The organism is Vallitalea pronyensis (assembly GCF_018141445.1).
GTDB lineage: Bacteria > Bacillota > Clostridia > Lachnospirales > Vallitaleaceae > Vallitalea > Vallitalea pronyensis.
In genome coordinates this window covers 3813683-3827127 of sequence record NZ_CP058649.1, presented here as the reverse complement: position 1 = coordinate 3827127, position 13445 = coordinate 3813683, and the positions used below count along the sequence as shown (strand labels likewise).

Annotated in this window: 11 protein-coding genes; 9 read left to right on the top strand and 2 right to left on the bottom strand. The window is 36.0% G+C overall.

The genetic code is table 11. From position 1 onward, the window contains the following. Positions 1–110: 110 nt before the first annotated feature. Positions 111–1214: a chorismate synthase gene (aroC, locus tag HZI73_RS16155; protein ID WP_212694413.1), complete on the bottom strand. Its 1104-nt coding sequence runs from the start codon at positions 1212–1214 to the stop codon at positions 111–113. 456 nt (positions 1215–1670) lie between these two features. Here aroC and HZI73_RS16150 point away from each other — a divergent pair, with 456 nt between their 5' ends. The 5 genes from HZI73_RS16150 (at position 1671) to HZI73_RS16130 (ending at position 8016) form a co-directional block, all read left to right on the top strand. Then, positions 1671–3953, top strand: a complete 2283-nt coding sequence (locus HZI73_RS16150) for an EAL domain-containing protein (RefSeq protein ID WP_212694412.1) — start codon at positions 1671–1673, stop codon at positions 3951–3953. A 472-nt stretch (positions 3954–4425) separates the two neighbouring features. Continuing rightward, positions 4426–5553: a tRNA guanosine(34) transglycosylase Tgt gene (tgt, locus tag HZI73_RS16145; protein ID WP_212694411.1), complete on the top strand. Its 1128-nt coding sequence runs from the start codon at positions 4426–4428 to the stop codon at positions 5551–5553. 123 nt (positions 5554–5676) lie between these two features. After that, complete coding sequence (gene yajC, locus HZI73_RS16140; RefSeq protein ID WP_212694410.1) at positions 5677–6042, top strand: preprotein translocase subunit YajC; 366 nt, start codon at positions 5677–5679, stop codon at positions 6040–6042. Between the two features lie 363 nt (positions 6043–6405). Next, positions 6406–7119 carry a PadR family transcriptional regulator gene (locus HZI73_RS16135; protein WP_212694409.1) on the top strand — a complete coding sequence of 238 codons (714 nt, stop codon included), beginning with the start codon at positions 6406–6408 and terminating at the stop codon, positions 7117–7119. A gap of 108 nt (positions 7120–7227) precedes the next feature. Then, positions 7228–8016: a flavodoxin family protein gene (locus HZI73_RS16130; RefSeq protein ID WP_212694408.1), complete on the top strand. Its 789-nt coding sequence runs from the start codon at positions 7228–7230 to the stop codon at positions 8014–8016. Here HZI73_RS16130 and HZI73_RS16125 read toward each other — a convergent pair. Next, positions 8013–8861 carry a PHP domain-containing protein gene (locus HZI73_RS16125; protein WP_212694407.1) on the bottom strand — a complete coding sequence of 283 codons (849 nt, stop codon included), beginning with the start codon at positions 8859–8861 and terminating at the stop codon, positions 8013–8015. The two genes, HZI73_RS16130 and HZI73_RS16125, sit on opposite strands and share 4 nt — an antisense overlap. 80 nt (positions 8862–8941) lie before the next feature. On the opposite strand from HZI73_RS16125, the gene HZI73_RS16120 reads away from it, so the two are divergent. The 4 genes from HZI73_RS16120 (at position 8942) to secD (ending at position 13399) form a co-directional block, all read left to right on the top strand. Beyond that, the gene (locus HZI73_RS16120) at positions 8942–9340 is read left to right on the top strand and encodes a TIGR04086 family membrane protein (RefSeq protein WP_212694406.1); all 399 of its coding nucleotides are present in this window, start codon (positions 8942–8944) and stop codon (positions 9338–9340) included. 98 nt (positions 9341–9438) lie between these two features. Continuing rightward, positions 9439–9579 carry a six-cysteine ranthipeptide SCIFF gene (gene scfA, locus HZI73_RS16115; RefSeq protein ID WP_212694405.1) on the top strand — a complete coding sequence of 47 codons (141 nt, stop codon included), beginning with the start codon at positions 9439–9441 and terminating at the stop codon, positions 9577–9579. A 75-nt stretch (positions 9580–9654) separates the two neighbouring features. After that, the gene (gene scfB / locus HZI73_RS16110) at positions 9655–11010 is read left to right on the top strand and encodes a thioether cross-link-forming SCIFF peptide maturase (protein ID WP_212698834.1); all 1356 of its coding nucleotides are present in this window, start codon (positions 9655–9657) and stop codon (positions 11008–11010) included. A gap of 238 nt (positions 11011–11248) precedes the next feature. Beyond that, positions 11249–13399, top strand: a complete 2151-nt coding sequence (gene secD / locus HZI73_RS16105; protein WP_212694404.1) for a protein translocase subunit SecD — start codon at positions 11249–11251, stop codon at positions 13397–13399. Positions 13400–13445: the final 46 nt, after the last annotated feature.

The following is a 13445-nucleotide window of genomic DNA, read 5'->3' as shown; positions in this document are numbered from 1 at the left end:
TTAACTTTGATTTATAATTTATAAATCGTTAATGAAAAATACAACATAATAGTAAGATGTATCAGCGTAAATAATGTATCGCATTATTATTATTAGATAATAGAGACTGATTACTGTTTTGTGTATATTTTCTTTATATGTGAAATCTGGCTTCCCATGTTTCGTAATAACATATCCACAATGGTGACTGCTACCATGGATTCAACAACAATAACAGCCCGAGGAACAATAATAGGGTCATGACGACCTTGGATGCTTATGTTTATTTCCTCACCGGATTGATTGATGGTTTTTTGTGTTGCATGAATTGATGGAGTGGGTTTGATAGCTGCTCGAAGTACCAGCTTAGAGCCATCACTTATGCCACCATAGATACCACCTGCATGATTGGATTCCTTGACGATTAAACCTTGTTTATAGCCATAGAAATCATTGTTCTCAAGCCCTGTTAGGGAGGAAGCTTCGAATCCGTTTCCAATTTCAAAACCTTTTACACTGCCAATGGACATGATTGCTTTTGCCAGTTCAGCATCAAGTCGGTCAAAGACAGGCTCACCTAATCCTGCAGGAAGATGTTCCACATAAGATTCTATGATACCACCACATGAATTACCTGCTTTCATAAGAGACTTTACATAAGTTGCGGCTGCTTCAACAGCATGACTGTCTGGCATACAAAGGGGATTTTGCCAAATCTGCTCTTTATTGAATCGATCCAAATCAATATGGATTTTTCCTATACTTTTTGTATATGTGGTAATGGAAATACCTAATGCTTTAAGTATTTTCTTCGCCACAGCACCTGCTGCCACCCGACCAATGGTTTCACGTCCTGAAGAGCGTCCACCGCCTCGGTAATCACGGAAACCATATTTTAGGTCATAAGTTAGGTCAGCATGTCCAGGTCGATAATAATCAGCAATTTTAGTATAGTCTTTAGAACGCTGATTTTGATTGTATACCAGTAATGACAGAGGAGTACCAGTGGTCTTGCCTTCAAAAACACCGGATAAAATATCCACTTGGTCAGCCTCTTTTCTGGGTGTAGCAAATGCAGATTGACCAGGTTTACGTTTATCTAAATCTTGTTGAATATCTTCGGTTGTTAATGGAATGCCTGCAGGGCAGCCATCAATTACAACACCTACTGCCTTACCATGGGATTCACCCCAAGTTGACAGTTTGAATAAAGTACCAAAACTAGAGCCTGCCATAAATTCACCTCATTATAATTTAATTAGGACGTTCTTACTAATTCATCCTATATAATTTATGTAACTGGATTACTTGATTTGTAAAATTGTCTCTTGATTGTTGGAAAAAGTGGGGTAATACCTGTTCAATATTATATACAATGTTGCCTATTTAAACAAGCTTTTATGAGGATTACTTTTTTTATTCATTAATTGGGAAATAATTATAAGGTCAAATTGAACGTATGATTTGATTATAGTGGTATACTTAACATAAATTACATTTTTTGACAAAATTATAAAAAAAGACTGTTAAAACTTGGTATTTTATATTACAATAGGATTAAGCACAACAATAGGATTGTAAATATTTTCTATAATTAACGTAATATATGCATTAGTCAACAAAAATTACAAGAAAAAGGGGTGTTATTTGTGGAGGTATCAGAAAATTTTTACCACACCTTGATTAATAATTTGTTTAGTGGATATGCATACCAAAAAATAATGACAGACCAGAATGGACAACCTGTGGATTATGAATATTTGGAAATTAATGATATATATGCAAAGTTAATTGGACTTCATCGAGATAAAATCATTGGTAAACGTGTATCAGAAGTTCTACCTGGATTGCTGGAAGAATCTTTTGATTGGGTTAGCTTTTTCGGTAAGGTAGCTTTGGAAGGAGGTTCTGATTCTACCATTCAATTTTTCAAACCTTTCAATAGATGGTATCAAGTAAATGCATATAGTCCTAGTAAGGGGTATTTTGTTGAAGTATTTAATGATGTGACAGAAATTAAGATGAAAGAACTGGAGTTACAGCAGAAAAATGAAGAGTTAGGCGGACTATATGAAGAAGTGTCTGCATCAGAAGAAGAGCTTCGCCAACAAAATGAGCAGCTTACACAATTATATGAAGAAATAACAGCATCAGAAGAAGAGTTACGACAGCAGAATGATCATGTTAGCGGTTTATATGAGGAGTTAGCAGCTTCAGAGGAAGAACTCAGCATGCAAAATCAGTTATTATCAAAAAGTAATGATATCATTCGAGAGAAAGAGCAAATTTACCGTTTAATATCAGAAGCCTCAGATGATGGCATTTGGTATTGGGAACTGCAAAAAGGAAAAAGGGAAGTGTCTGTTAACTGGTATTCAGATATTGGTATCAGTTTGGATGAGTTCTCAGACATGAATAAGTGGTATGAGTTACTTCATCCTGATGATGTGGAGGAAGCCAGAGCAGAGTTTGACCAATACCTAGCAGGTAAGAGTGAACGTTATGAAAGTACCTATCGGATCCGCACAGTTGACGGTGATTATAAATGGATTGTATCAAGAGGTAAAGCCTTGTTTAATGACCAAGGCGAACCCTATATTATGGCAGGAGCCCATATTGATATTACATACCGTAAGATAAGAGAAGAAAAAATATACACGCTGGCCTACTATGACAGCCTTACGGGACTTCCAAATCGAGCACATTTGTTAGAAAAAATAAATGAATGTTTATGTGCCGAACATAAACGGGTGGCCATCATCTTTATGGATGTGGATAATTTTAAACAAATCAATGATAGTCTTGGTTTTACCATTGGTGATACCATGTTGAAGATAATAGGTCACCGATTAGAAAATACAGTTAAAGGTACTGATTTTATTGCACGTTTAAGTGGTGATGAATTTGCTGCAATATTATACGATGTTCAAGATGATGAAGAAGTATTAGATAGAACGCGATGTATAAAATCGTGTTTTGATGAGCCTGTAATGATTGATAATAACAGTCATCAATTGGGCGTCAGTATTGGTATAGCTGTATACCCTGACGATGGCGTTGATCCAAAAGAATTGATTAAGAATGCAGATACAGCCATGTTTAAAGTGAAGAATATGGGTAAAAATAGTATTTCCTTTTTCACCCAGGAAATGAAAGAAGAATTTTTAAGACGAATTAACATAGAGAAGCAATTAAAAAGAGCTTTGAAACATCAAGAATTCAAGTTGTTATATCAGCCACAATTTGAAATGAAGACGGGTAAAATTCGTGGTTTTGAGGCGTTATTGCGTTGGTTTAATCCATCACTAGGTTTTGTTAGCCCAGTGGTCTTTATTCCCATTGCTGAAGAAACAGGTATTATTAATGACATAGGAGAATGGGTCCTTCGAGAAGCATGCTCCCAATACAAACAATGGCAAGAGCAATATCATTTTAACGGTATTATATCGGTTAACATATCACCAACTCAGTTAAAAAAGCAGGATTTTTATCATCTAGTTTTAAAAATATTAGAAGAGACAGGTATTCCTCCAGGATGTTTAGAGCTTGAAATTACAGAAAACCTTTTTATAGATGCGTTAGATTCCACCAAGGAATTACTGAATGAACTTATTGCAATAGGTGTTAAAATCTCATTAGATGACTTTGGGACAGGGTATTCATCTTTGAGTTATTTAAAATCTTTGCCTATTGATACATTAAAGATTGACAAATCATTTATTCAAAACACCAGTGTGAAAGGTGTGGAACAGGAAATAACCAGCTCGGTCATTGAACTGGTTAGAAAGATAGGTTTAGAGACCATTGCAGAAGGGGTAGAAGATCCTCAGCAAATTGATTTTCTGTATCATGCGTTATGTGATAATGTTCAGGGTTTTTTAACGGGTCGACCGAAGCCTGCGGATGAAGTTGCTTATATTATAAAGAAAGGTAAGGTGGATTTTGAGCAGTATATGCATAGGGATGACTTTTAGTAAGATATAGATTTAACATATAATAGAGTGCAAGACGTTCGTAGATGGGGATGAACACCCTAAAGTCGTTTTAGTTAAAAGATTCTAAGAAAAACTATGGTTTGCGAAAGAGGTATTTCCTAAAGCTTACTAACTCCCTTTGGTCAGACAAGTAAGCTTTTTAACGGAAATACCTCTTTCGCTCACCAAGATTTTCTAAGATTCTTTTAAAAGTCACGATTTTAGGGTGTTCATCCCCATCTACTGGGCTAGAGGTTAATTTTATAGTTAAGGATGAAGGCAAATGGCAAGTTTATATAGGGGATGATTGTAGGGGGAAGGGAATTGGATAGGAATAGGAAATATTAGGGATAAGCCTTGAAATGTAGTAGGAATCATTGTATACTTGTATAGTTCTTGCGTTAAATAGGGAAATAATAGTAATAGAGATAAATGGTAAGTTAGGTAAAAATAATGAATGAATGGTGATTAGATGTATCAATTATTAAATGTAGATGGAAGAGCAAAAAGAGCAGAGGTTAGTACGGTACATGGTAAGATTCAAACCCCTGTATTTATGAACGTGGGGACTGCTGGAGCTATAAAAGGTGCTGTATCAAGTCAGGATTTAAAAGAAATAAAGTGTCAAGTAGAACTATCCAATACCTATCACCTGCATGTTAGACCAGGGGATGATGTGATTAAAAAGATGGGTGGTCTTCATAAATTTATGGTTTGGGATCGGCCCATATTAACAGATTCAGGTGGATTTCAAGTCTTTTCATTATCTGGACTTCGTAAGATAAAAGAAGAGGGTGTACATTTTTCTTCTCATGTGGATGGACGTAAGATTTTTATGGGTCCTGAGGAGAGCATGCAGATTCAGTCGAATATAGCATCAACAATAGCCATGGCTTTTGATGAATGCCCACCATATCCAGCTACACGACAGTACATGCAGGACTCTGTTGATCGTACGACAAGATGGTTGAAGCGTTGTCAAGTAGAGATGAAGAGACTGAATGGTTTAGAAGACACCATTAATAAAGAACAGATGTTGTTTGGTATTAACCAAGGGGGAACTTATGGGGATATTCGGATTGAACATGCCAAGGTTATATCCGAGTTAGACCTGGATGGTTATGCTATAGGTGGTCTTGCAGTTGGAGAAAGCCATGATGAGATGTATCGTATACTTGAAGAGGTGGTGCCCCATTTGCCACAAAATAAACCAACTTATTTAATGGGCGTTGGAACACCCATTAATATTTTGGAGTCTGTTGAACGTGGTATTGACTTTTTTGATTGTGTTTATCCTGCACGTAATGGAAGACATGGACATGTGTATACCAATGCAGGTAAGTTAAACTTATTGAATGCCAAGTTTCAATTAGATGGTCGGCCCATTGATGAAGCGTGTCAGTGTCCAACATGCAGGCAATACAGTCGAGCTTATATCCGACACTTATTAAAGGCCAAGGAAATGTTGGGGATGCGATTATGTGTGTTGCATAATTTATATTTCTACAACACACTCATGGAAGAAATACGAGATGCCATTGATGCCAATCGTTATTCTGCATTTAAAGAGGAGAAAATTGAAAAGATGTTGGCTGGCTGAGAGGTTAAGTAAATGTATCTATAAACACGAATGGAAAAATAGTTGACATGATGGCCCATTACGTGTAAATTATAGAAAAAGAGGTAAATATTAGAAAATGATTTTAATCCAAGGAGGAAAAACATGTCAAACTTATTTTTATTAAATGAAGGTACACAAGGTAGTATGATGACATTGATTATTTATGTAGTTGTATTATTTGGTTTTATGTATTTTATTCTCATACGTCCTCAAAAGAAACGTCAAAGAGAAGTGGACAGCATGCAGTCCAATGTCAAAATTGGTGACTCAGTTATGACCAATGGTGGTATTTTTGGTAGAGTGGTAGATTCTATTAATGATGTTGTGATTGTTGAACTTGGGACTAATAAGAGTGTGCGTGTACCTATTCAGAGAAACGCTATTGCAGCTATTAAGGAGCCGGATTTAACAATTAATCGAGATGAGGAAATTGAAGAGGTTAAGGAAGTTAAAGAAGAGGAAAAATAAGTAACATTGTTAATGTAAGTCATTCGTTAAAAAAACCGCTAACGGTTATGAAGTTAAACCCTATATCATGATAATATACTCACGTTGCGTTTGTTGCCTTTATCTAATTAAAGGAGGGCAACAAGCCGCAAAGATCGTTTATTATCATGATATAGGGTTTTTATATGTGTGCCACTTTTTTGCCAGTGTAAAAAATAGTTACTTTAACCCATTGGATAATGATGGGTATGTGGATGTAACTTCTGTAATGCTCTATGTCATTGAAAGATGATTTGTTTTTTTATTTAGAATCAAGCTTGACAAATATACAATGTTGGGTATATAATGTGATTAATATCCAATGTTGGTTATAGGAGGTGGAGTATGGTAAAGGCATTTATTTTATATTTTTTGAATATAAAACCTACCCATGGGTATGAAATTCAGAAGTATATACAGATTAATCATTTAGAAAGTTGGACGAAAATACAATCGGGTTCTATCTATTATGCCCTTGGTAAGCTTGAAAAAGAAGGATTGATTGTGTTGAATCGTCAAGAAAAAATAGGGAAGAAAATCAGGAAAATCTATGGTATAACGCCTAGTGGTCAGCAGGCATTAGAAACATATTTTAAGGAAGAATTAGATAAGATGATCTATGATATAGGGTCTGACAAATTTATTCTTTTTCCATTTGTAGGTATGATGGATAGAGATGTGCTTGTGCAACATATAGAGAAGCATATTGACACATTAAGGCAGAAAAAAAGTGACACAGAGAAGTGGCAAGCCATAAAAGTGAATAATCAAACTCTACAAGTAGAAAAGATATGCTTTGATATGATGATTGCTAATATGGATTATCAGATTAAATGGCATGAAGCGCTTTTGGTGGAGATTGATGCTTGCATAGCACTAGAATCGCAAGCGGCTAAGCTTATTAAAAAAATTGATTTTTCTCATGTGAATGAACATGAAGTCCATGGACAGGTTTCAGGAGAAGATGATATTGAGACCCTTAAAAAAGAAATTCTTAATAATCCAGATATGGCTGCAGAGAAACTGGAACATTTAATCCAGGTATTAAAAAGAAAATAGTAGCAGGACTATCCTATTTATAGAGTAAGAAATGATAATACATGAAAGGGATAGTCCAAAAAAATAACATTACATATCCAAGCTTGGATATAATAGGAGGATTATATCATGAACATCGTCGTTTTATTAGGAAGTCCAAGAAAAAAGGACAGTTATCATGTGGCGCAACTTATAGAAAAGAAAATGGGACATGAAGGGGATATACGATTTGATTACATTCAGCTGTCAGATATGACCATACATGAATGTAAAGGATGTGGTCTGTGTTTTAGTAAAGGTGAAATGTACTGTCCTTTGAAAGATGATATACAAGGTATCGTTAAGCGTATGATTCAAGCAGATGGTATCCTATTGGCTTCACCTGTATATGCTTGTCAGATTACAGGGACCTTAAAAAAAGCCATTGATCGTATGGCATATTTATGTCATCGACCAGCCATGGTTGGTAAACCTTTTATCAACATCGTAACCACTGCAGGTGGTGGGAAAAAGCCAACAGGTCAATACATGAAGATGATGGGTATAGCCTTTGGATGTCACTATGTAGGAACATTACCCGTTATATCGACCATGTTTTTTGATGACGACAAGAACAGCCTCTATAATGAGAAATATCATCAAAAGATATTAAAGAAAATGGATCGCTTGATTAAGCATTTTCAAAAAGCACTTCATGACACAACACCTCCTCGCCCCAGTTATTATGATATTTTCCTATTTAATGGTTTGAAAAGTAAGACGTATATGTCAGAAGCGGACCATGATTATTGGAAAAAAAAGGGGTGGCTTAAAGCAAACTATTACTATCCAACACAATTAAGTATTGGCAAGAAAATATTTGGATATACCATTAACCAAATGATAAAAATGGTATGGAAGAGGATGCAGCAAGCTTAATGGTTCTTGATTTCTCTCATTCTCTCTAATAGATGATAATTGATTTTTAGGTTGCCTTTTCCAACACCTAAATCAATATAGGGCTTATTGTCTCCATGAAAATCAGAACCACCAGATAGGACTAAATCATGGGCTTTTGCCAATTCTTTTATATACCTTTCTTCTGATTTTGTATAGAGGGCATATTCACCTTCTATACCTTGTAACCCAATGGCTTTTAGTTCTTTAATAAGGGCATCTAACTCCCTTAGATTCATATCATACAAGGTTGGGTGAGCCAAAATAGATACACCGCCACAAGAGCGAATTAATTGAATGGCCATTTGGGGGTTTACTTTTTCTCTAGAAACATAACAAGGACCATCATTACCAATATACAAATCAAAAGCTTCTTTCATAGAAGACACGTATCCTTTATTGAGCATGGCACGAGCCATATGTGCACGGGTATAGACTTTTGAATCAGCTGTTGCAAAAATATCGTCAAGGTTAATATTAAAACCATGGGCTTGCAACTTATCTACCATGACTTTGTTTCTATTGTCACGGGCTTCAATGATTTCATGTAAACCCTTAATAAAGCGTTTATCCTTTTCATCGATTAATAAACCGATAATGTGAATTTCTGTGTGCTTATAATAAGTAGAGAATTCAATACCGCTAATCACTTCTACATGGTTCTTTTTCCCAGATTGTTTTGCTTCCCATATACCATCGATACTATCATGATCGGTTATAGCAATAGCCGCCAACTTTTTTTTAGCAGCATATTCAATCAATTCCCTGGGCGTCATGGTACCATCGGATATGGTGGTATGTGTATGTAAGTCGATATATCGATTCAAATCCTTCATTCCCTTCTAAAAGCATGGCATATTTTAGATTATAGCACAGTATAATAGTATATGGAATAATAAGGAGGCGTATGATGAACAGAACATCTCGATTTAATAAAAAGCCCGATATGGACACGAAGCATGTAACGATGAGTATTTTAAAATCCGTTATGATTGGTTATATCATTACCGCTATTGGTGTGCTATTACTTACTTTCGTTGTATATAAATTTGATTTAGCCGATAGTCAAATCAATATAGGAAGAATAGCTGTCATTATTTTAGCTACCATTATTATAGGGTTGCGGATAGGGCGGTCCATTGGTAAGACGAAATGGATGCATGGGGCAATTGGTGGCATCATTTACTTTATTATTTTTGTGGTTGTGTCCTTGCTCATTAATAAAAACAGTGCTATATCTGGAGATGCTGTCAGCTTGTTTTTTATGTGCTTAGGTGGAGGCACTTTAGGAGGTATGCTGGGTTAATTGGCTCAGGAACTTATGGAAAACTACTTTTCTTTATGCGTATCTTATGATATAATATCTTAGGTTAATGCACCAGGTACATATAAGGAGGAAAACCCATGAAACATATTACAACATTAAATTCTGCTACTCTTAAGAAGAGTTTAAAAAAAGGTGGATGTGGTGAATGTCAAACATCATGCCAATCAGCATGTAAGACTTCATGTACAGTTGGAAACCAAACATGTGAAAACAAATAATGATAGGTTAAAAGCAGTGACGCAAGTCGCTGCTTATGTTATCTTATAGGAAAGCAAATGAAAGGAAGTATGACGGTGATACATCAATATAAGATGGATGATTTGAACATCGTTCTTGACATATACAGTGGCGCAGTCCACGTTGTGGATGATATCGTATATGATATCATAGAGAACTATCCTACATTATCCAAAGCAGAAATACAAGACAAGCTGCGACGCAATTATGGGGAGGATGCAATCCAAGAAGCCTTTGAGGAAGTTGCAGGTCTTGTCAGTGAGGGTCTATTGTTTACAGAAGACACCTATAAAGAAACCATTCTTGATTTTAAGAATCGACAGCCTGTGGTAAAAGCTTTATGTTTACATATTGCACATGATTGTAATTTAGTTTGCCGCTATTGCTTTGCTGGCGAAGGGGAATATCATGGTGACCGTTCCATGATGTCCAGTGAGGTGGGCAAAAAAGCAATTGACTTCTTAATCCAACATTCTGGTCATCGAAAAAATCTGGAAATCGACTTTTTTGGTGGCGAACCATTAATGAATTTTGATGTGGTAAAAGAGATTGTAGAATATGCTAAGACAAAAGAAGAAAAGCATCACAAGAACTTTCGGTTTACAATCACCACCAATGGGGTGTTATTGAATGATGAGAATATGGACTATATTAATAACAACATGTACAACGTCGTATTAAGTATTGATGGTCGAAAAGCCATTCATGATCAAATGCGCCCTGCAAGTAATGGTAAAGGAAGTTATGATTTGATTCTTCCCAAATTCATTCAAATGGCTGAAAGCCGTAACCAAGAAAACTATTATGTTAGAGGGACATTTACACATCACAATCTGGATTTTTCACAAGACGTCTTGCATCTTGCCGATTGTGGGTTCAAGCAGATATCTGTTGAACCAGTTGTTGCCCCACCCAATATGCCCTATGCGCTTCAAGAAGCAGATATGGATACATTATGTGAACAGTATGATATCTTAGCCAAAGAAATGCTGCAGCGTAAAAAAGCAGGTAAGGCATTTAACTTTTTCCACTTTATGATTGATTTATCCCAAGGTCCTTGTGTGGTTAAAAGGTTGTCAGGATGTGGTTCAGGAACAGAATATCTTGCAGTCACGCCATGGGGTGACCTCTATCCATGTCACCAGTTCGTCGGTATGGAAGATTTTAAGATGGGGGATGTGGATACAGGTGTAACAAATGTAGTTAAGCAGAATGATTTTAAAGGTTGTAGTGTATACTCTAAACAGAAATGTCAATCCTGTTGGGCCAAGTTCTATTGCAGTGGTGGATGCAGTGCTAATGCTTATCAATTCCATGGTAACATACATGATGTTTATGACATGGGATGCACCCTTGAGAAAAAACGTGTGGAATGTGCCATCTATTTAAAAGCAAAAGAAATGTTGTCTTGACTAAATGCATGAATGTAATTATAATTTATCTTATATGAGATGTGTCACAATTGCTAAAAATGAGTAATTATTTAGGCATTCATCTTATAAAATGATGGTGATTATATATTGAACCATATGGTTTATTGTCGTATGTGTCATATATGAATTGAGACTTTTAAAAACATAAGCACCAACTCATCATTTACGTCATGAAATAAAAAAAGAAAAAACGTGTACGAAGGAGGAACTTTTTGCAATGAAGGGGAAAAGATTTATTACCCTATTGCTGTTAATTGTTATAATCGCAGGAACCGTATTTGTAGCAGTTAAAGGAGTAGGAAAAGATGAAGTAGGTGGAGCTAATAATGTAAGGTTGGGGCTTGATTTAGCTGGTGGTGTAAGCATCACCTATACAACGGTTAAAGATAATCCAACAAAAAAGGATTTAAATGATACGAAATTCAAACTGCAAAAAAGAACAGACAGTTTAGGATATACAGAAGCTGAGATTTATTTAGAAGGTTCAAAACGTATTAATGTGGATATACCAGATGCCAAAGATGCTGAGAAGGTATTGGAGGAACTGGGTAAACCAGGTCAACTTGAATTCGTTGGACCAGATGGTGTTGTTGTGTTAACAGGTGAAGACGTTAAAGATGCAACAGCACAAATGATTGCAGGAGAAATTGATCCTCATGTTATTTCACTAACGCTTAATGATAGTGGAAAAGAGAAGTTTGCAGAAGCTACAGAGAAGTTTCTCTATCAAACAATTGCTATCAAGTATAATGGGATAACCATCATGGATCCTAAAGTTTCTTCAGTTATTCGTGACGGTAATGCTCAAATTAGTAATCTAGGTTCTGCTGAGAGGGCAGAACAATTAGCTTCCAACATTCGTATTGGTGCCTTACCACTTGAATTAGAAGAGTTACGTTCGAATGTTGTGGGTGCCAAACTAGGTGCCGAAGCGGTGGATACAAGTGTAAAAGCGGGTATTATTGGTTTAGCCATTATCTTATTATTTATGATCATTTTATACAAAATACCTGGGTTTGCAGCAGATGTAGCATTAGTATTCTATGCCAGTCTGGTGGTTGTCATCTTAAGTTTAGGTAAGATTACATTAACCTTACCAGGTATTGCAGGTATTATCTTATCCATTGGTATGGCGGTGGATGCGAACATTATTATTTTCTCCAGGATTAAAGAAGAATTAGCTCTGGAGAAAACATTGCGAGCGTCCTTAAAAGCAGGATTTAAAAAAGCCACATCAGCTATTTTAGATGGTAATGTCACAACATTAATTGCTGCTGTTATCCTATACCTTATGGGAACTGGACCTATCAAAGGTTTTGCACAAACATTAGCAATCGGTATTATTATTTCCATGTTTACGGCTTTAGTTGTGACAAGACTTATTTTATGGACATTTGAAGGATTAGGATTCCGTAATAAGAAATTATACGGTATTGCGCATAAGACTCGTACCATTCAAGTCATTGCTAAGCGAAAAATATGGTTTGGAATCTCCATTGTTATTATTGCCATTGGTTTATTAGCAATGCCAGTTTACCAAAGTGCAAAAGGCTCTGTTCTTAACTATGATATCGAGTTCAGTGGTGGTTCTTCAACACTTGTAAATATAGGTAAAGTCATGGACAGGGATGAAATGGATGCAGAGCTAACACCCCTTGTAAAGGAAGCTACTGGTGACGCAAGTCCCCAATTCCAATCGGTTAATGATAAAGGTCAAGTCATTATTAAGACAAGTAATTTAGAGAATGACCAACGTTCAGCTCTTCGTGATCAACTCATTGAGAAATATGGTATTACAGCAGAAGATATCGAAAGCGAAAGCATTAGTGCAACCATTAGTGAAGAAATGAGAAACAGTGCATTATTGTCTATCTTTTTTGCAGCTGTGTGTATTTTAATCTATGTGACACTACGATTCAAAGATTATCGCTTTGGTATAAGTGCCGTTGTAGCGCTTATCCATGATGTACTTGTAGTACTGGCTGTATATTCTGTGTTTAGAATACCCATCAATAATTCATTTATTGCAGCCATGCTGACCATTGTGGGTTACTCCATTAATGATACCATTGTACTTTTTGACCGTGTACGTGAGAATCAGAAGTATATGAAACGTGGAGACTTTAAAGGTGTTGTGGATACGTCCATCAGCCAAACCTTATCCCGTTCCATTAATACATCATTAACAACCTTTATCATGGTTGCGGTACTCTATATACTTGGTGTTGCATCCATTCGTGAATTTGCATTGCCGTTAATGGTAGGTATCTTAAGTGGTACGTATTCTTCTATCTTCGTAGCCAGCCCATTATGGTATGTGTTTAAGCGAAAAGAAGAAGCAAGAATTCAGCGTGCACATCAAAACTAAAAAAATAGAACCACAAGATGTTAACATGATTAAATGGGGCTGTCTT

Coding starts and splice junctions, on each gene's coding strand:
- scfA (WP_212694405.1), top strand. CDS start 9,439: ATGAAACATATTACAACATTAAATTCTGCTACTCTTAAGAAGAGTTTA.
- HZI73_RS16130 (WP_212694408.1), top strand. CDS start 7,228: ATGAACATCGTCGTTTTATTAGGAAGTCCAAGAAAAAAGGACAGTTAT.
- secD (WP_212694404.1), top strand. CDS start 11,249: ATGAAGGGGAAAAGATTTATTACCCTATTGCTGTTAATTGTTATAATC.
- HZI73_RS16135 (WP_212694409.1), top strand. CDS start 6,406: ATGGTAAAGGCATTTATTTTATATTTTTTGAATATAAAACCTACCCAT.
- tgt (WP_212694411.1), top strand. CDS start 4,426: ATGTATCAATTATTAAATGTAGATGGAAGAGCAAAAAGAGCAGAGGTT.
- aroC (WP_212694413.1), bottom strand. CDS start 1,214: ATGGCAGGCTCTAGTTTTGGTACTTTATTCAAACTGTCAACTTGGGGT.
- yajC (WP_212694410.1), top strand. CDS start 5,677: ATGTCAAACTTATTTTTATTAAATGAAGGTACACAAGGTAGTATGATG.
- HZI73_RS16120 (WP_212694406.1), top strand. CDS start 8,942: ATGATGAACAGAACATCTCGATTTAATAAAAAGCCCGATATGGACACG.